Origin of the sequence: Pseudomonas sp. NPDC089407, assembly GCF_044900445.1 — a bacterium.
Lineage (GTDB): Bacteria > Pseudomonadota > Gammaproteobacteria > Pseudomonadales > Pseudomonadaceae > Aquipseudomonas.
The window spans coordinates 132,074-151,198 of record NZ_JBJDNB010000009.1; the positions used below are offsets into that span (position 1 = coordinate 132,074).

Below are 19,125 nucleotides of genomic sequence, written 5' to 3' on the forward strand. Positions count from 1 at the left end.
GCCCCGCGAAGCGCCGCGCGGGCGGCGCTCGATCTCATAGGCGACAAAAACCTCAAGGCGAACACCCGCCACCTACCACCAATCAACTGTCGCGCCGCAAGTCCGGCGGAATCGGCAGGTCATCTTTCAACGGCTCCGGCCGCTTGCCCCTGCCCGCGCGGTACTGGCGGATCTGGAACACATAAGCCAGCACCTGCGCCACCGCCAGGTACAAGCCGGCCGGGATTTCCTGCTCGATTTCAGTGGAGTAATAAATTGCCCGCGCCAGCGCCGGCGACTCGAGGATCTGCACCTTGTGCTCCACGCCAATCTCGCGAATCTTCAAGGCCATGAAGTCTGTGCCCTTGGCCAACAGCAACGGCGCCGCCCCACCCTTTTCGGGGTCATACTGCAAGGCCACCGCATAGTGCGTCGGGTTGGTGATGATCACATCGGCCTGCGGTACCGCCGCCATCATGCGCCGCTGCGACATTTCACGCTGCAACTGGCGAATGCGCTGCTTGACCTCGGGCTTGCCCTCGCTGTCCTTGTACTCGTCCTTGACCTCCTGCTTGGTCATCTTCATTTTCTTGTGCGTCTGGTACAGCTGGAACGGCACATCTGCCGCCGCAATCAGCAGCAGCCCGGCCGACATCCACAACGCACTCCAGCCGACCACCTGCAGGCTGTGGATGATCGCCTGCTCCAGCGGCTCGTTGGCAATCGACAGCAAGGCCTGGCGGTCGCTGGACAACACCACCAGCGCCACGATAAGGATCACGAAAAACTTGGCCAGCGCCTTGAGCAACTCGGTCAGGCTGTTCATCGAGAACATGCGTTTGATCCCGGACAGCGGGTTCATGCGGCTGAACTTGGGCTGCAGCAGGCTACCGGAGAACAAGAAACCGCTGAGGGCGATAGGTGCCACGAAGGAAATCACGAACAACAGGATGAGTACCGGCTGCACCGCCCAGATCGCCATCTTGCCCGAGGCCAGCAGGAAGGCGCCCATGGCCCGTTCGTCGACGATCACCTCACGGGTCAGGCTGAAGTTCATGCGCATCAGGGCCAGCAACGTTTCGGCCAGATGGCCGCCGAATGCCAACAGGCCGCCGGCACCCGCCAGGGTCACGGCCACCGTATTGAGTTCCTTGGAGCGCGCAACCTCGCCCTTTTCGCGGCTGTCGCGCTTGCGCTTATCGGTGGGGTCTTCTGTCTTGTCCTGGCCGCTCTCGCTCTCTGCCATGCTCAGCCCGCCTTCGCCAGGTCACGCAGCCATTGCAGCGCTTCGCTGGCCAGCGCCTGGTAGTGCGACAGGATATCGGCCAGGCCGACCCAGAAGATGAACATGCCCATGACCAGGGTCAGCGGAAAACCGATAGAGAAAATGTTCAGCTGCGGCGCCGCGCGGGTCATCACGCCAAAGGCGATGTTCACCACCAGCAACGCAGCGATCACCGGCAGGATCAGCAGCAAGCCGGCCGCAAATACCCAACCCATGCGCCCGGCCAGCGCCCAGAAGTGGTTGACCACCAGCGCACTGCCCACCGGCAAGGTAGTAAAGCTTTCCGTCAATACCTCGAACACCACCAGGTGGCCGTTCATCAGCAGGAACAGCACGCTCACCAGCATGGTCATGAACTGGCTGATCACCGTGACGTTGACGCCGTTGGCAGGGTCGACCATCGAGGCGAAGGCCATGCCCATCTGCACCGCAACAATCTGCCCGGCAACCACAAAGGCCTGAAACAGCAACTGCAGCGCCAAGCCGAACAGCGCACCGACAATGATCTGCTCGGCGCACAGCAACAGGCCACGCAGGCTCAGCGGGTCGAATTCGGGCAGCGGCGGCAACGCCGGCACGATCACCACGGTAATGGCCACAGCCACGTACAGGCGCACCCGCGCCGGCAGCATGCGGGTGCCGAAGATCGGCATGGTCATCAACACCGCCGTCACCCTGAACAACGGCAGGATGAAGGTGGCGACCCAGGTGCCGATCTGCGTGTCGGTCAGCTCCAGCATTGCCGCATCAACCTATGAGCTGCGGAATGTTGGTGTAAAGCGTGGTGATGTATTCCATGAACTTCTGCACCAGCCACGGCCCGGCAACGATCAGGGTGATCAGCATCACCAACAGGCGCGGCAGAAAGCTAAGGGTCTGTTCGTTGATCTGCGTGGCCGCCTGGAACATCGCCACCACCAGGCCCACCAGCAGGCTCGGCACCACCAGCACGGCCACCATCAGGGTGGTCAACCACAGGGCGTCACGGAACAGGTCGACAGCAATTTCAGGTGTCATCGGCGGCTCTCCTTGACGGCGTCAGACGCCGCCGAAACTGCTGGCCAGGGTGCCCATGATCAGCGCCCAGCCATCGACCAGCACGAACAGCATGATCTTGAACGGCAACGAGATGATCAGCGGCGACAGCATCATCATACCCATGGCCATCAGCACACTGGCCACCACCATGTCGATGATCAGGAACGGGATGAAGATCATGAAGCCGATCTGGAACGCGGTCTTCAGCTCGGAGGTGACGAACGCTGGCACCAGAATGGTCAGCGGCACCTGGTCGGGGCCGGCGATGTCAGTGCGCTTGGACAGGCGCATGAACAGGTCAAGGTCGCTTTGCCGGGTTTGCGCCAGCATGAAGTCCTTGAGTGGCCCCTGGGCTGTGTCGATGGCCTGCTGGGCCGTCAGCTGCTCGTTCAGGTACGGCTGCAGCGCGCTCTGGTTCACCCGGTCGAACACCGGGGCCATGATGAACATGGTCAGGAACAGCGCCATGCCGGTCAGCAACTGGTTCGACGGCGTCTGCTGCAGGCCCAGGGCCTGGCGCAAAATCGAGAACACGATGATGATGCGGGTGAAGCTGGTCATCAGGATGACGAACGCCGGGATGAAGCTCAGCGCGGTCATGATCAGCAGAATTTGCAGGCTGACCGAATACTCCTGCTGCCCGTCCGCAGTATTGGACAGGGTAATGGCCGGGATCGACAGCGGGTCGGCGGCCAGGGCCAATGGCGCGGCCAGCAGCAGCGCCACCGCCAATAACGAGCCCAACAACGTACGCAGCGCGCCGCTCATCACTTGTTGTCCTTAGGGTTCTTGCCCATCAACTCGATCAACCGCTGGGCAAACTCCGGCGTCGCCTGACGGGCGTTATCCGGCACCTGCACAGGTTCGGCCAGCACATGCAGGGCCTCGATGCTGCCGGGGGTATGGCCGATCAGGATCTGCTCCTTGCCTACCTGAACCAGCAGCAGGCGGTCACGCGGGCCGATGGCCCGGCTGCCGACAATCTCGATCAGCTGCCCGCCCTTCACCGCCGTGCTCTGCAGGCGCCGCAGCAACCAAGCCAGGAAGAAGATCAGGCCCACTACCAGCAGCAGACCGAACACCATTTGTGCCAGCTGCCCGCCGAGGCTGCCGGGTGCAGCCACCGGGGTGGCGGCTGGCGTAGCGGCGGCAAGGCAGGCGTGGCTGGCCAGCAGCGCGGCAAGCGCCGCGATGGCGCGCATCGTGCCCTTCACTCAGCGCAGCTTCTTGATGCGTTCGCTAGGGCTGATCACGTCGGTCAGGCGGATGCCGAACTTCTCGTTGACCACGACCACTTCGCCATGGGCGATCAGCGTACCGTTGACCAGCACATCAAGTGGCTCGCCGGCCAGGCGGTCGAGTTCGATCACCGAACCCTGGTTGAGCTGCAGCAGGTTGCGGATGTTGATCTCGGTGCTGCCCACTTCCATGGAAATGTTCACCGGGATGTCCAGGATCACGTCCAGGTTCGGGCCTTCGAGGCTGACGTTTTCGTTCGGCTTCGGCGAGCTGGCGAACTCTTCCATCGGCAGGCGGCCGGGGCCACCGCTGCTGCCGGTGTCACCGCCCAGCAGTGCATCAATGTCGGCCTGGCCGGCCGCACCGGTTTCTTCCAGCGCGGCAGCCCACTCATCGGCCAGTGCCTGGTCATCTGGGGAGGTGATCTCGTTTTCGTTAGCCATGGTTTCCTCGACAGGCATTCAATTCGTTGTAAGCGACCGGCACGCCGTCAGCGGCGTTCGATCGGGTCGATGATCTGCAGGGCCAGGTTGCCCTTGTGCGAACCCAGCCGCGCCTTGAACGCCGGCACGCCGTTGGCGCGCAGCACCAGGTGCTCGGGCAGCTCCACCGGGATTACATCGCCAGGCTGCATGTGCAGGATGTCGCGCAGCTTCAGTTGGCGCCGGGCGACCGTGGCGGTCATTGGCACGGCGACATCCAGCACGTCTTCGCGCAGGGCCTTGACCCAACGCTCGTCCTGGTCGTCCAGGTCAGACTGGAAACCGGCATCGAGCATTTCCCGTACCGGCTCGATCATCGAATACGGCATGGTCACGTGCAGGTCGCCGCCACCGCCATCCAGCTCGATGTGGAAGGTGGAGACCACCACCGCCTCGCTGGGGCCGACGATGTTGGCCATGGCCGGGTTGACCTCGGAGTTCATGTACTCGAAGGACACCGGCATGATCGCCTGCCAGGCTTCCTTGAGGTCGACGAAGCACTGGTCCAGCACCATGCGCACCACGCGCAGCTCGGTCGGGGTGAACTCGCGGCCTTCGATCTTGGCGTGGCGGCCATCGCCACCGAAGAAGTTGTCCACCAGCTTGAACACCAGCTTGGCGTCGAGGATGAACAGCGAAGTGCCACGCAGAGGCTTGATCTTGACCAGATTGAGGCTGGTCGGCACATACAGCGAATGCACGTATTCGCCGAATTTCATCACCTGCACGCCCCCCACGGCCACGTCGGCCGAACGGCGCAGCAGGTTGAACATACTGATACGGGTGTAACGGGCGAAACGCTCGTTGATCATTTCCAGGGTCGGCATGCGACCCCGCACGATACGGTCCTGACTGGTCAGGTCGTAGCTTTTGATACTGCCAGGCTCGGATGCACTCTCGGTCTGCACCAGCCCGTCGTCGACGCCATGCAACAGGGCATCGATCTCATCCTGGGACAGCAGGTCCTGTACGGCCATTGCGGACTCCTACTGCAATACGAAATTGGTGAACAGCAGCTGGTCGATGACCGGCTTGCCAAGTTCCTTCTGCGCCACTTCCTGAACCACGGCGGTCGCTTTCTGGCGCAGCATTTCCTGGCCTACCGGGCTGCTGGCGAGGGTGTCGAAACCTTGCCCGGAGAACATCATCACCAGGTTGTTGCGAATCACCGGCATGTGCACCTTGAGCGCGTCCAGGTCGGCCTGGTTGCGCGCCTGCATGGCGATGCTCACCTGCATGTAGCGCTGGCGGCCGTTCTGGTTGAAATTGACCACGAAAGCCGGGGTCAGCGGCACGTAGATGGCCGCAGGCTTGGCGTTGCTGGCTGCTGCTTCGGCGGCCGGCGCCGGCTCGCCCTTGTGCATGATGAACCAGGTAGCGCCCACCGAAAGGCCGATCGCCAGCAACAGGCCTACCACGGCCATGATGATCAGCTTGAGTTTGCCTTTAGTGGCGGGGTCTTTGACTGCTTCGCTCTTCGCCATGCCAATAATCCGTCGTCCATCGGGGGTTCAAGGGAGGATGGCTTGGCTTGAGCAAGTGTTATGCCAGTTTCGGGCTTGTTAGATTGTGTTGGGGTCGGGATGGGTCCACCGGCAGAGGTGTGGCGCCTGTGAGATCGAGCGCCGCCCGCGCGGCGCTTCGCGGGACAAGCCCGCTCCCACATCTGTTTCGGGCCAATTATTCCTGTGCCTTTGGCGCGCCCCCCCCGGGTGTATGGCTGGAGATTGATGAAGAACAGCGGCACAGCCGATATCGAGTGAAACAAACAAGGCGGCCAGAGGCAATCTCAAAGGAGTAACTGGCCCGAAACAGACTGTGGGAGCGGGCTTGCCCCGCGAAGCGCCGCGCGGGCGGCGCTCGATCTCACAGGCGCTAAAAACCTAAAGCCATGCACCCCGGCCTCAGGCGTAATAATCCACCGCACTGTCACCCACAACCACCTGCCGCTCCACCGGCCGGGCACCGTCGGCCACCTCACCGCGCCCCTGCTCGGCCCGGCGTGCAGCCACCCCGGACAGGTTGCTGCCCTGCGCCTGCCCCTGCTGCTGTTGCTGCCCGCGCGACTGGTCGGCAACATTGACATCCGGCTGTGCCAGCCCCTGCTGGGCGAACAGCTCACGCAGGCGGTGAACCTGGCTGTCGAGGGCGTCACGCACACCGGCGTGGCCGCTGATGAAGGTGACCTGGGTGGCCTGGTCCGCCGCAACATTGACGCGAATGTCCAGGCGACCCAGCTCGGCCGGCTCCAGCTGGATGTCAGCCGACTTGAGGTTCTGGCTGGACAGGTACATGACCCGGTTGACCAAGCCCTCGGCCCAGGCGCTCTGGTTCATCGGCAACGGCTGGTGCAATGGGCTGGCACTGGCTGGCACGGCGTTGGCGGTCTTGGCCGTGGCCGCCTGGGTCAGGCTGGCCAGGCGGTTGGCGAAATCGTCGACACGGGTGTCGCTGCTGGCGCTCTTGGTGTCCTTCAGGCCCTCTTCAAGCAAGGCGCCGAAGGCCTTGTCACCCGGCTCGCCGCTATCGCCCTCGGCATTCTCGACCAGATTCGCCAAGGTATTGACGGCTGCCCGCCCATCCTCGCCTTGAGCCTGAGCAGGATCAAGAGCATGTGCTGAGGTACTGCCCTTGGCCTGGGCACTGTGCTCCAGCGCCAGGCGCAGGGTGGGCAGGTTGGCTAAGGGGTCGGCATCCGGGTCGAAAGCTTCTTCAACAGGAGAGCCTTCAGGCAGCGCCACCTGGGCTTGCGCCGTAGCGGCCTGCAGCACCGGCGCTACCGCCTCGGCCTGGGCCTGGATCAGTTGCGCGCCCGGCTGGGCGTCGGTGACCTGCCCAGCTACCAGGCTGGCATCACGCAAACCGGTATCGGCCTGCGCCGCATCGTCTGCTGGCAATTTATTGCCGTCATCGGCAACAGCGTTTTTGTCGGCCGGGTCTTTCTTGCCGCCCGCTGCCGCATCAGGCTTGTCCTTGGGCTTGGCCTGGGCCACCTTGTCATCCGCCCCAGCAGCCTTGTCGCGGCCCTGCCTGGCCATCACCTGGCCAAAGCCATCACCCTTGTCGCCCAGCGCCTGCAGCGGTTTGTCCGCCTGCACAGCGGCCGAACGCGAGGTGTTGGCAATGGCATTGGCTTGCAACAATGGGTTGGGTGCGACAGGCATCGAGCGGTCTCCGCGCATGGAACTTGAAAATCATCCGGGCGGAGAATTGCAAGACTCGCGCCAACTCGCCTATCAACCGGCGGAAATACCTTGTTGCTCACCGCGATAGAAGCGCTGCACCTCGACGAATTCCTGATCAATGCGGCTGATCAGGTCTTCAATGCCATACAACGGGCGATCCCGCGCACGCTCTTCCAGCTGGTGGCACAGGCTGGCCAGGATCAGCGCCCCCATGTTGCTGCTGCTGCCCTTGAAACTGTGAGCGGCCGCACCAAGCTCCTCGGCACTCTTGGCCGCATGCAGCTGGCCCAGCCGGCGCTCAGAGTCGTCGAGAAACGTCTGCACCAACTGCAGGTAACCATCCTCCATGACCTCACGCAGGTCACTGATTACCTTCTGGTCAATATGCTTTTCAGCCACTTGTTCACTCCTTGATCAAGCCAGATTATGCCCGAGCCACCCAGTGGCTCACCATACGAACGCCACATGCGCGCAACGCCCGCCCTCACTCCAGCGCGCCTCACTGGCCAGCCGCTGTACCAGGTTCAGGCCACGACCGCTCAGCCCCTGGTCGCGCGCAGGCCGCGCCAGCACGCGCTGCACATCGAAACCGGCACCACTGTCGCGGACCTCGATCATCAGACGCCCGCCGTCGCCATGGGGTTCAACCCTGAAATTGATGCTTACAAAACCGTCGGTCAACGACCCCAGGCGCCGGGCGCGCTCCTGATAATAGTCGGCAAAGCCCTGTACATCGCTTTTCAGCTGCGAGTCCAGGCCCAGCACACCATGTTCCAGGGCGTTGGAATACAGTTCGCTGAGCACGCTGTGCAGGCTACCGGTACGTGCGCGCAGGCCGTGTATTTCTTGCAACAACTGCACCAGGTACGGCACCGGATTGAAGCGCTTCAGGCTCTCGCCACGCACCTCGAAGCCCAGCGACCAGTCCAATGGGCTGGAGCGGCCACTATCAGCGTAGATCATGGGCGCCGGCACCCGCTCTTGGGCACCGAACATGCGGATGTCACACAAGCTGATGTCATCGCGCGGGCGCCCGCCAAAACGCTCCAGGGCCTGCATCAGCTCGTCGAACAGCTGGGCCGGTTCACGGTTGTTGGCCAGCACCGTAAGCAGGCGCTGCACGCCAAACAGGCGCTCTTCGTCATCGGCAGTATCGAGCACGCCATCCGACAGCAACAACAGGCGCTCGCCCGACACCATCGGCAGCACTTCGGTGCTGTCATCGAAGCGCTCGGCGGCGAGAATGCCCAGCGGCAGATGCCGCGAACTCAGCACCGACAGCACCTGCCCATCCACCGACAGACGATAACCATCGGGCATGCCGCCATTCCACACCTCGACCGAGCCGCGCTGCATGCTGAGGTTGAGCAGCAGCGCGCAGCAGAACATGTCCACCGGCAGGATGCGCTTGAGCTTGACGTTCATCTCGCGCAGGATCTGCGCCATGCCATAGCCCTTGGCGGTCATGCCGTAGAACACCTCGGCCAGCGGCATGGCGCCGACCGCCGCCGGCAAGCCATGGCCGGTAAAATCGCCCAGCAGCACGCGCATGTCGCCTGCCGGGGTGAATGCCGCCAGCATCAGGTCGCCATTGAACAGCGCATAAGGCGACTGCAGGTAGCGGATGTTCGGCGCCGACAGGCAGCCGGAGTGGGCGACCTTGTCGAATACCGCCTTGGCCACCCGCTGCTCGTTGAGCAGGTGGTGGTGATGCCGGGTGATCTGGTCGCGCTGCTCCAGCACGGTGGCCTGCAAGCGGCGCAGGCGGTCCATGGCGCGGATCTTGGCCGCCAGAATCACCGCGCTGTAGGGTTTGGCCATGAAGTCATCGCCGCCCGCCTCCAGGCAGCGCACCAGGCCCTCTTCTTCGTTCAGCGAGGTGAGGAAAATGATCGGCACCAGCGCTTCGCCAGCCAGGGCCTTGATCTGCCGCGCCGCCTCGAAGCCGTCCATGACTGGCATCAGCGCGTCCAGCAGCACCAGCTGCGGGCGCCGCTCGACAAACAGCGCCACTGCCTGCTCGCCGTTTTCTGCGGTGAATACCTGGTGGCCCTGGCGGCGCACGATTTGCGCCAGCAGCAGGCGGTCGGCAGCACCGTCTTCGGCGACCAGCACGGTCAACGCCTGTTCGGCAGGCATGCTGGCGCTCAACTGATATCGAAGAGTTTTTCGAAGTTGGAAATGGCGAGGATCTTGCGCACGTCGGAGCTGGCGTGCACCACCCGCACATCCGACTCATCGCCGCCCGCGTGGTCGCGCAGCAACAGCAGCATGCCGAGCGCGGAGCTGTCGAGGTAGGTGGTGTCCCTCAAATCGACGACTACCGAATCGGGCTTTTTGGGCTGGCGTTCGTAAGCGTCACGAAATTCCTGATGCTTGCCGAAATCGAAACGCCCCTTGATCTTGATCGTCAGCTTTTTCCCATCCTGCGAAAAATCAGTCTCGACGGCCATGCTAGCGATTCCTTCGATGATGGCGGATGCAACACTTTTAAGGTTTAGCAGGCGATGATAGGGGTGGCAAGTGTTCGCCGTGGATGCTCCAGCGCCTGGGAGATCGAGCGCCGCCCGCGCGGCGCTTCGCGGGGCAAGCCCGCTCCCACATTTGTTGCAACGTGGCCATGCCTGTGGGAGAGGCGATGTCAGCCTTGGTGTAAGGCTTGAGACATGCGGGGCGGAATTGGTGCCACTCAGGAATCCAGTCAGCTTCACCAAGCTGGCAACCATGGCCTGACAGGTTCGGCACGTTGCAACAAATGTGGGAGCGGGCTTGCCCCGCGAAGCGCCGCGCCGGCGGCGCTCGATCTCACAGGCGACAACCACCTCAAGGCGAACACCCCAAACCCTACAAATAATTCTGCCGCGGCAACCGCTGGGACAGCTCGTCCAGCAAGCGCTGCTCGCGCTTGTCCTCGGCGCGCCGGGCCTCGTCCATGTAGCGCTGCACCAGCTTGCGCAAGCCCTCCACCCGGGCATAGGCCTGCTGCCAGGTACCGCGGGCGTTGTTGAGGTTGTTCTGGTGCCAGACCAGGCTCTGGCGCTGCTGGGTCATGGCCGTTTCCAACTGCCCGAGGAAGCGCTGGTAATTGACCAGCCAGCTGCCATTGACCCCCTGCCCGCCACGGTTGATCCACTGCTGCTGGTAGTCCTCGCGAAAGCGTTCCAGCTCGGCCAGCTTGGCCTGGGCCGTGGCCACCTGCTGCTGAAAGTGGCCCAGGCGCTGGGCGGCCTTGCGCTCGGCCTCTTCGGCCATGTCCACCACCGGCGCCAGGCGCGCGGCGCGTCCGGGCAGCGCCATGGCCTATCAGCCCGCCGGGGGCGTGAAGATCGCCCCCAGCTGTTCGCGGCTCTGCGCCATGCCCACGTTCTCGCGCAGGCCCTGGCGCAGATACTCCACCAGCCTCGACTGCAGGGCAATGGCCAGGTCGGTCTCCGGGTCGCCGCCGGCCACATAGGCGCCCACGCTGATCAGGTCGCGGCTTTGCGACAGGCGTGACCACAACTGCTTGAACTTCTGCGCCTGGCGCAAGTGGTCGGCATCGACCACTTGCGGCATTACCCGGCTGATCGACGCTTCGATATCGATCGCCGGGTAATGGCCTTCCTCCGCCAGCCGCCGCGACAGCACGAAGTGCCCGTCGAGCACGCCCCGCGCCGAGTCAGCGATCGGGTCTTGCTGGTCGTCACCTTCGGACAGCACGGTATAAAACGCCGTGATCGATCCACCACCCGGCTCGCCGTTACCGGCCCGCTCCACCAGCTTGGGCAGTTTGGCAAACACCGACGGCGGGTAACCGCGCGTGGCCGGCGGCTCGCCGATGGCCAGGGCGATTTCCCGCTGGGCCTGGGCGAAACGGGTCAGCGAGTCCATCAACAACAACACGTTCTTGCCCTTGTCGCGGAAGTACTCGGCAATGCGCGTGCAGTACATGGCCGCACGCAGGCGCATCAGGGGCGCATCGTCGGCAGGCGACGCCACCACCACCGAGCGCTTCAGGCCCTCTTCACCGAGAATGTGCTCGATGAACTCCTTCACTTCGCGGCCCCGCTCACCGATCAGGCCGACCACAATAATTTCGGCCTCGGTGAAACGGGTCATCATGCCCAGCAATACCGACTTACCCACGCCGGTACCGGCGAACAGCCCCAGGCGCTGGCCACGGCCGACCGTGAGCAGCCCGTTGATGCTGCGGATACCTACATCCAGTGGCTTGCTGATGGGGTCGCGGTTGAGCGGGTTGATCACCGGGCCGTCCATCGGCACCCAGTCCTCGGCCTTCATCCCACCCTTGCCATCCAGCGCACGGCCGGCACCATCCAGCACCCGGCCGAGCATGCTCATGCCCATCGGCAGGCGGCCGCCATCATCCAGTGGCACCACACGGGCGCCAGGGGCGATACCGACAATGCTGCCAACCGGCATGAGGAACACCTTGGAGCCGGCAAAGCCCATGACTTCGGCTTCGACCTGTACCGGGTGGTAACTGTCGTCGTTGATTACCAGGCAGCGGCTGCCGACTGCGGCGCGCAGGCCTTCGGCCTCCAGGGTCAGGCCGACCATGCGCAGCAGGCGGCCCTCAACGATGGGCTGGGCCGGCAGCTCGATGGCCTCGGCGTAGCTGCCCAGGCGCTTGCCGAAACTGGTGCGTTCAAGGCGCATCGGGGTTATCCACGGCGCGCTCAAGCGGCGCATCCAGGTTTACCGACACGTCCGGCGCCGCCGGGTGCAGGGAATGGTCGTGCAACTGGTCGAACAACTGCGCCACCGCTTTCTCGATGCGCGTTTCCATGCTCGCGTCGATGCGGCTGTGCGCGGTTTCGATACGGCAACCACCGGGCAGCAGTGCGCTGTCTTCCAGCAGCCGCCAGTTTTCTTCATGGCGTTCGCGCAGGGCCTTGGCCAGCTCGAAATCCTGGGGGTTGAGGTGGATGCGGATGTTGTCGGCGCCCATGGGCAGCAGCTTGAGTGCCTCGCGCAGCACCTGGGTGATCTGGCTGGAGTCGTTGCGCAGCTCACGGCCAATTACCTGGCGGGTCATGTGCGCAACCAGGTGCACCAGGGTTTTCTCTATTTGCGTGTCCTGCTCGGCGATTGGCTCCATCAGGTTGGCCATCAGCCGCTCAAGGCTGCCGAGTTTGGCCTTCAGGGCCTCTTCGGCCTCCTGGCGGACCTTGAGCTGGGTGCTGTGGAAGCCTTCGCGCTCACCGGTGGCGAAGCCCTCGTTGTAGGCTTCCTGGCGGATGGCTTCGAGCTCTTCCAGGGTCAGTGGCTGGACTTCTTCCAGCGGCACTTCCTCGATCTCATCCTCGACCACTTCAGGTTCCGGCTGTGGCTCCGGAACGTGCTCGGGTTGCGGGTCGAAGCTGGGCAGCGCCCACACGTCCACGCCCTCGAGGTCGCGGGCGCGGATCAGGTCGCTGGGGTGATGTTCTTTGGTGGGCATGTTTTCAAATACTCAAAAGCCTTTTAGCAACCAACGCGCCCCCTGTAGGAGCGGCCTTGTGTCGCGATAGGGCTGCAAAGCAGCCCCAGCACTTTATGCTGCGAAGCTGAAATCCTGGGGCTGCTTTGCAGCCCTATCGCGACACAAGGCCGCTCCTACAGGGGGCCGCGTCGCCGGCAGGATCAGATCATTTCCTCGGCGCCTTTGCCGCCAAGCACGATCTCGCCGGCCTCGGCCATGCGCCGGGCAATGGTGAGGATTTCCTTTTGCGCCGTTTCGACGTCGCTGACCCGCACCGGCCCCTTGGCTTCCAGGTCGTCGCGCAGCAGCTCCGAGGCACGCTTGGACATGTTCTTGAAGATCTTGTCCTTGACCCGCTCGTCGGCACCCTTGAGCGACACCACCAGCACGTCGGAGGACACCTCGCGCAGCAGCGCCTGGATACCCCGGTCGTCGACGTCGGCCAGGTTGTTGAAGACGAACATCAGGTCTTCGATCTGCTCCGACAGGTCGGTATCGATTTCGCGGATTGCGTCCATCAGCGCACCTTCCACCGAGCTGTCGAGGAAGTTCATGATGTCGGCCGCACGCTTGATACCCCCCAGGGTGGTGCGCGCTGCGTTGGAGTTGCCCGAGAACTGCTTCTCGAGGATCTGGTTCAGTTCTTTCAGGGCTGCCGGCTGCACGGTGTTCAGCGACGACACGCGCAGGACGATGTCCAGGCGCACCTTGTGGTCGAAGTTGCTCAGCACTTCACCGGCCTGGTCCGGGTCAAGGTAGGCAACCACGATGGCCTGGATCTGCGGGTGCTCGTAGCGGATCACGTCGGCCACGGCGCGTGGCTCCATCCACTTCAGGCTGTCCAGGCCGCTGGTGTTGCCACCCAGCAGGATGCGGTCGACCAGGCCGTTGGCCTTGTCCTCGCCCAGGGCCTGGTTGAGCATCTTGCGGATATAGGCATCGGAGCCCACGCCCAGGCTGGTCTGGTCGCCGACGATGTCGACGAACTCGCTCATCACCTGCTCGACCTGGTCACGGTGCACATTGCCCATCTGCGCCATGGCCACACCCACCCGCTGCACTTCCTTGGGGCCCATGTGCCGCAGTACCTGGGCCGCATCGGTCTCGCCCAGCGACAGCAACAGGATCGCCGCTTTGTCGACGCGGCTCAGCTTGGCGGTAACGGCTCGGTTGTCACTCATCGGCGTTGATCCAGTCTTTCACGACCTGGGCCACACGGCCCGGGTCTTCGGCCACCAGGCCTTTGATTGCGTTGAGCTGTGCCTCGTAACCCTCGCTCGGGCTAGGCAGCAGAATGCTTGTCGGGCCACCCAGGCTGACGCGGTCGTTGGCCAGTTCGCCATCCAGACCGATCATGCCGCCCAGCTCCATGTCGCTATCCGAGGCAGCCTGCTTGCCGCCCCCTGTAATGTTGTTCAGCACCGGACGCAGCACACCGAACACCAGCACCAGGATGAACACCACACCCAGCACCTGCTTGACGATGTCCCAGAACCACGGCTGCTGGTAGAAGGCGATATCGGCAATTTCTTCGCCACGGTCGGCGGCGAACGGCACGTTGATCACCGTCACGCTGTCGCCACGGCTGGCGTCGAAGCCGACCGCGTCCTGCACCAGGCGGGTAAAGCGCGCCAGGTCTTCTGCCGCCCATGGCGCACGGGTGGTGTCGCCGGTGGCCGGGTCGATCTTGACCTGGTCGTCCACCACCACCGCCACCGACAGGCGGGTCATGCGCCCCTGTTGCTGGCGGGTGTGGCTGATGGAGCGGTCCAGCTCGAAGTTTTTGGTGCTTTGCTGACGTTTATCTGACGGGTACGGCGCGAGCATTGGCTGGCCGGTGGCCGGGTCCATGATTTGCTGGCCGTTGGCATCCACCAGCGGCTGGCCTGGCTGGATGGCCGCAGCCGGGGTAGCGGCACCACCGGTGGTCTGCGGTGCCGAAGCAGCGCCTGGCGGCTGGTTGCTCAGCGCGCCGGGTACACCTTGCGGGCCCTGGCTGCTGGCACGCTGCTCCTCTACCGACTGCTCACTGCGCAGCGCCGGCTGGTCGGGGTTGAACTGCTCGGCAGTCGATTCGACCGCGCTGAAGTCCAGGTCGGCAGACACTTCGGCCTTGTAGCGGTCATTGCCCAGTACTGGCTGCAGAATGTTGCGCACACGCTGGGTGAGCATGCTTTCCATGCGGCGGCTGTAGTCGTACTGCTTGCCGGCCTCGGTCAGGGCAGAATCCTGCAACTGCTCGGACAGCAGGTTGCCCTTCTGGTCGACCACGGTGACCTGGGACTTGTCGAGCTCCGGCACACTGGTGGCGACCAGGTTGACGATGGCCATCACCTGCCCGGCTTCCAGGGCGCGGCCCGGGTACAGCTCGACCAGTACCGAAGCGCTTGGCTTACGTTCGTCACGCACGAACACCGAGCTCTTCGGGATGGCCAGGTGCACGCGTGCGGCCTTGACGTTGTTCAGGCTGGACACAGTACGCGCCAGCTCGCCTTCAAGGCTGCGGCGGTAACGGGTGGCCTCCATGAACTGGCTGGTGCCCAGGCCTTGCTCCTTGTCGAGCAGTTCGAAGCCGACGTTGCCGTCACTTGGCGCCACGCCGGCAGCAGCCAGTTTCAGGCGCGCGCGGGAGAGGTCGTCGGCCTTGACCAGCAGCGCACCGGAGTTGGGCTCTACGTTGTAGGGGATGTCGGCAGCGGCCAGGGTGTCCATGACCTGCTTGGTGTCCATGCCCGACAGGCTGCCGTACAGCGGACGGTAATCGGGTTGTTGCGACCACAGCACCACGGCAAAACCGATCGCCACGCTGGCCGCCAGGCCGACCATGAGGCCCATCTGACGCAGCATTGGCATCTGCGAAATGTTTTCCAGAAACGCCATGCCCGGGATCGGCGCTTTGCCCGCAGGCTTGCCGGGTTTGGCAGGGACGTTGTCGACGACTGCTTCAGCCATGGTTTACGTCCGCCCTCAAACCGGCATCTGCATGATGTCCTGGTACGCCTGGACCAGCTTGTTGCGTACCTGGGTCATGGCCTGCATCGACACGCTGGCCTTTTGCGACGCGATCATCACGTCGGTCAGGTCGACGCCGCTCTTGCCGATTTCGAAGGCATTGGCCAGCTGGGTCGAGGCCTGCTGGGTTTCATGCACCTTGCCGATAGCCTGGCCGAGCATGTCGGCAAAGGTACTCTGCCCCGGCGCCAGCTCGGGCGCGGCAGTGACCTTGGGCAGCGACATGGCATCGGCCTGCATGGCCCGCATGTCCAACATCAGACGATTGAATTCAACACCTTGGCTCATGACCCTTCTCTCTCCTGCGGCCGCATTTTTTTGACACTCATGCGGCGAATAGCCTACGTAAAGCAACAAAGGTGCCAGCCTTGAATCTCGGTTAAACAGGGCCGCTTCGCGCCCCATCGCCGGCAAGCCAGCTCCCACATGTACAGCGGGAGCCTCTGTGGGAGCTGGCTTGCCGGCGATGGGCTGCGCAGCAGCCCCTTCGATCTTCAGCCGAACAGGCTGGCCTCGACGTCAAACCCGGCATCGCGCATCTGCGCCAGCTTGTAGCGCAGGGTGCGCGGGCTGATGCCCAGGCGTTCGGCCGCCTCTTTGCGGCGGCCGCGCTCGGCGCGCAGGGTGTCGATGATCATCTGGTACTCGTGGCGGCGCACGTCATCACCCAGGCCACTCGCCTCAGCAGTCACCTCAGCTAATGGCGCAGTGCCAGCTGACAACGGAATGGCGCCTGCCAGACAGAAATCCGCCGCCTCGATCACCCCACCCTGCTGCAGAATCAGCGCCCGCTGCAGGGCGTTGTCCAGCTCACGCACGTTGCCCGGCCAGGCATGCGCCTGCAGGCACGCCCGTGCCTGCGGTGAGAGGCGCACCGGGGCGTGTTTCATCTTGGCTACATGCCGTGCCAGCAGGCGCTCGGCCAACTGCAGGATGTCACCCGGGCGCTCGCGCAGCGGCCGCCAGGCCAGTGGGAACACCGACAGCCGGTAGAAAAGATCTTCACGGAAACGCCCGGCTGCCACTTCGCCTGCCAGATCGCGGTTGGTGGTGGCCAGCACGCGGATATCGAGGCTGATCGGCTTGCGCCCACCTACCCGCTCCACCTCACGCTCCTGCAACACGCGCAGCAGCTTGGCCTGCAAGGCCATGGGCATTTCGGAAATTTCATCGAGCAGCAAGGTGCCGCCTTCGGCCTGCTCGAACTTGCCGGCCTGGGCGGCAATGGCGCCGGTGAAGGCGCCCTTCTCGTGGCCGAACAGGGTGGCTTCAAGCATGTTGTCGGGGATCGCCGCGCAGTTGATCGCCACAAAGGGCTGCGTCGCCCGCGACGATTGCTGGTGAATGTAGCGGGCCAACACTTCCTTGCCGGTACCGGACTCGCCGGAAATCAATACGGTGGAGTCACTGCGCGCTACCCGCGCAGCCAGCTCCAGCAACTGGCGGCTGGCCGGCTCGCAGGCCACCGGGCCTTCTTCGCCGCTTACCCGCCCGGCCGCATGCCGCTCGACCAGGCTGAGCAGCGCCTTGGGTTCGAACGGCTTGACCAGGTAATCGGCGGCGCCTTGGCGCATGGCCTCGACCGCCCGCTCGACAGCCGCGTGCGCCGTCATCAACAGCACCGGCAGCTGCGGTTGCTGGCGACGCAGATGGCCAAGCAACTGGTGGCCATCCATGCCAGGCATGTTCACATCGCTGACCACCAGGCTGAATGCATCATCCTGCACTGCCTGCAGCGCTTCTTCAGCAGAACCCACCGCACGGTAGGCAAAACCGCCGATTTCCAGGGTGTCTCCCAACGCCTGGCGCAAGACGCGGTCGTCCTCGACCAGCAGCACATTGATTGCCATTACACGGTCTCCGCCCATTGCCCGTCGATCAGTGGCAGCTCCACCCGCACGCAGGTACCACGGCCCACTTTCGAACGCAGGCTGACCGTACCCTGATGCGCACGCACCACAGCCTTGACCACCGCCAGGCCCAGGCCGGTGCCCGTGGCCTTGGTGGTCAGGAACGGTTCACCCAGACGCGCCAGCAACTCGGCGTCGATGCCGCTGCCGGCATCACTCACGCACAGGTGCAAGGTGCGCTCGCGGCGGAACAGGTGCACCTTCAACCGCGCCGCACCGACGCTGGCCTGTATGGCATTCTCGATCAGGTTGAGCAAGGCACCGACCAGGGTATCGCGGTTGCACAACAGCTCGCCCAAGTGGCTGTCGCACTGCCAACGTATGGCATGCCCTTGCACATGGGTCTGGGCTGCCTGCTGCAGGGCCTGGAACAAGGCTTTGGGGGTAACCCGATCACCCAGCGGCAGCTCGCCACGGGCGAACACCAGCATGTCGCGCACCTGGTGTTCCAGCTCGTGCAGGCGCTCCTTCAGGGTGCCGGCAAAACGCTGGCGGGTTTCCTCGCTTAGCGGTTGCTCGCTATCGGCCAGGTGACTGGCGTAGAGCATGGCAGCCGACAGCGGCGTGCGGATCTGATGCGCCAGCGAGGCGACCATACGCCCCAGCGATGACAGGCGCTCGTGACGCGCCAGCTGGTCTTGCAGGCGACGGGTTTCAGTCAGGTCGTTGAGCAGCACCAGCTGGCCGGGTTCGGCGTCCAGCGAGCGCGTGGCGATCGACAGGCGGCGGCCGTCGCGCAGCGAGACCTCGTGGCCGTCGTCCTTTCGCGGGGCAAAGCTGCGAGCGATCACCTGGCGCCATAACTCACCGATCAGCGGCTCACCGAGCAGCTCGCAGGCCGCCGGGTTGGCTTCACGCACCAGGCCCTGGCCATCGATCACGATCACCCCACCGGGCAGCAGGTCCAGCAGGTTCTGCAGGCGGTTGGCCAGGCGCTCCTTTTCACTCAGTTCGGCGATGCGCTGGGCGCTGACCACAGCCAGCTCGCCCTTGAGTTCGCTGACCCGGGCTTCGAGCAGGCTATAGGACTGGCTGAGCTGGCTGGACACCTGGTTGAACAGGGCGAAGGCGTGCTCGATACCCTGGCGGCTGTCCTGCTCGACCGGGGTTTGCCCCTGCTGATCGGGGGCTCGGGATACGTGGGCGGCCTGGGGCATCGTGCTCTCTCGCGTGGCTGACCGTCATAAAAACGGTATGTTGCCAGCGGTGTAGCAATAGCCGTGCCGGAGATGGGGGTTTAGCGAGAGGAAGGCAGTACGAGGGCTGGAAGGTGGTTACCGGGAGGTTTGCAGGGCCTGCGAGATCGAGCGCCGCCCGCGCGGCGCTTCGCGGGACAAGCCCGCTCCCACAGTCTGTTTCGGGCCAATCTCTCCTGTGCAATTACCGGTACCCGCCTTGGTGAACGACTGGAGATAAGTGGAAAGCAGTTGCGCCCCCTAAATCGAAGGAAACAAACAAGGCGGACAGTGGAGACTTCACAGAAGTGACTGGCCCGAAACAGACTGTGGGAGCGGGCTTGTCCCGCGAAGCG

General features: G+C 63.9%; 20 protein-coding genes. All 20 read right to left on the bottom strand.

The window, feature by feature from the left end; all coding sequences use genetic code 11:
• Positions 1–82: 82 nt before the first annotated feature.
• Positions 83–1,225, bottom strand: coding sequence for a flagellar biosynthesis protein FlhB (flhB, locus tag ACI2KG_RS09605; protein ID WP_404661702.1), 1,143 nt, complete (start codon positions 1,223–1,225; stop codon positions 83–85).
• Between the two features lie 2 nt (positions 1,226–1,227).
• On the bottom strand, positions 1,228–2,004 hold the full coding sequence (fliR, locus tag ACI2KG_RS09610; RefSeq protein ID WP_404661703.1) for a flagellar biosynthetic protein FliR: 777 nt from the start codon (positions 2,002–2,004) through the stop codon (positions 1,228–1,230).
• 7 nt (positions 2,005–2,011) lie between these two features.
• A complete protein-coding gene (gene fliQ, locus ACI2KG_RS09615) occupies positions 2,012–2,281 on the bottom strand; it encodes a flagellar biosynthesis protein FliQ (protein WP_400613824.1) in 270 nt (89 codons plus the stop codon).
• 21 nt (positions 2,282–2,302) lie between these two features.
• Positions 2,303–3,070, bottom strand: a complete 768-nt coding sequence (gene fliP, locus ACI2KG_RS09620; RefSeq protein WP_404661704.1) for a flagellar type III secretion system pore protein FliP — start codon at positions 3,068–3,070, stop codon at positions 2,303–2,305.
• Positions 3,070–3,504, bottom strand: coding sequence for a flagellar biosynthetic protein FliO (fliO, locus tag ACI2KG_RS09625; protein ID WP_404661705.1), 435 nt, complete (start codon positions 3,502–3,504; stop codon positions 3,070–3,072). The genes fliP and fliO overlap by 1 nt, the downstream gene beginning before the upstream one ends.
• A 12-nt stretch (positions 3,505–3,516) precedes the next feature.
• Positions 3,517–3,984, bottom strand: a complete 468-nt coding sequence (gene fliN / locus ACI2KG_RS09630; RefSeq protein WP_400613818.1) for a flagellar motor switch protein FliN — start codon at positions 3,982–3,984, stop codon at positions 3,517–3,519.
• Positions 3,985–4,031: 47 nt separating this feature from the next.
• Positions 4,032–5,000: a flagellar motor switch protein FliM gene (gene fliM / locus ACI2KG_RS09635; RefSeq protein ID WP_003254418.1), complete on the bottom strand. Its 969-nt coding sequence runs from the start codon at positions 4,998–5,000 to the stop codon at positions 4,032–4,034.
• Between the two features lie 9 nt (positions 5,001–5,009).
• Entirely contained in the window at positions 5,010–5,507 is a 498-nt protein-coding gene (fliL, locus tag ACI2KG_RS09640; protein ID WP_400613816.1) for a flagellar basal body-associated protein FliL, read from the bottom strand.
• Between the two features lie 420 nt (positions 5,508–5,927).
• Positions 5,928–7,187: a flagellar hook-length control protein FliK gene (locus tag ACI2KG_RS09645; protein WP_404661706.1), complete on the bottom strand. Its 1,260-nt coding sequence runs from the start codon at positions 7,185–7,187 to the stop codon at positions 5,928–5,930.
• Positions 7,188–7,259: 72 nt separating this feature from the next.
• Entirely contained in the window at positions 7,260–7,607 is a 348-nt protein-coding gene (locus tag ACI2KG_RS09650) for an Hpt domain-containing protein (RefSeq protein ID WP_400613812.1), read from the bottom strand.
• A 48-nt stretch (positions 7,608–7,655) separates the two neighbouring features.
• A complete protein-coding gene (locus ACI2KG_RS09655) occupies positions 7,656–9,347 on the bottom strand; it encodes a SpoIIE family protein phosphatase (RefSeq protein ID WP_404661707.1) in 1,692 nt (563 codons plus the stop codon).
• 8 nt (positions 9,348–9,355) lie between these two features.
• Positions 9,356–9,661: an STAS domain-containing protein gene (locus ACI2KG_RS09660; RefSeq protein WP_400613807.1), complete on the bottom strand. Its 306-nt coding sequence runs from the start codon at positions 9,659–9,661 to the stop codon at positions 9,356–9,358.
• Positions 9,662–10,052: 391 nt separating this feature from the next.
• Positions 10,053–10,505 (bottom strand): flagellar export protein FliJ, encoded by a 453-nt coding sequence (fliJ, locus tag ACI2KG_RS09665; RefSeq protein ID WP_400613805.1) that lies wholly within the window; start codon positions 10,503–10,505, stop codon positions 10,053–10,055.
• A gap of 6 nt (positions 10,506–10,511) precedes the next feature.
• Positions 10,512–11,867: a flagellar protein export ATPase FliI gene (fliI, locus tag ACI2KG_RS09670; protein WP_404661708.1), complete on the bottom strand. Its 1,356-nt coding sequence runs from the start codon at positions 11,865–11,867 to the stop codon at positions 10,512–10,514.
• Positions 11,857–12,651, bottom strand: coding sequence for a flagellar assembly protein FliH (gene fliH, locus ACI2KG_RS09675; protein WP_404661709.1), 795 nt, complete (start codon positions 12,649–12,651; stop codon positions 11,857–11,859). The genes fliI and fliH overlap by 11 nt, the downstream gene beginning before the upstream one ends.
• Before the next feature lie 182 nt (positions 12,652–12,833).
• Positions 12,834–13,853, bottom strand: coding sequence for a flagellar motor switch protein FliG (gene fliG / locus ACI2KG_RS09680; RefSeq protein WP_400613798.1), 1,020 nt, complete (start codon positions 13,851–13,853; stop codon positions 12,834–12,836).
• Positions 13,846–15,624, bottom strand: coding sequence for a flagellar basal-body MS-ring/collar protein FliF (gene fliF / locus ACI2KG_RS09685; protein ID WP_404661710.1), 1,779 nt, complete (start codon positions 15,622–15,624; stop codon positions 13,846–13,848). The genes fliG and fliF overlap by 8 nt, the downstream gene beginning before the upstream one ends.
• 15 nt (positions 15,625–15,639) lie before the next feature.
• Entirely contained in the window at positions 15,640–15,972 is a 333-nt protein-coding gene (gene fliE, locus ACI2KG_RS09690) for a flagellar hook-basal body complex protein FliE (RefSeq protein WP_003254438.1), read from the bottom strand.
• A 206-nt stretch (positions 15,973–16,178) separates the two neighbouring features.
• Positions 16,179–17,534, bottom strand: a complete 1,356-nt coding sequence (locus ACI2KG_RS09695; RefSeq protein ID WP_404661711.1) for a sigma-54-dependent transcriptional regulator — start codon at positions 17,532–17,534, stop codon at positions 16,179–16,181.
• Positions 17,534–18,751 (bottom strand): sensor histidine kinase, encoded by a 1,218-nt coding sequence (locus ACI2KG_RS09700; RefSeq protein WP_404661712.1) that lies wholly within the window; start codon positions 18,749–18,751, stop codon positions 17,534–17,536. Before ACI2KG_RS09700 ends, ACI2KG_RS09695 begins: the two co-directional genes overlap by 1 nt.
• Positions 18,752–19,125: the final 374 nt, after the last annotated feature.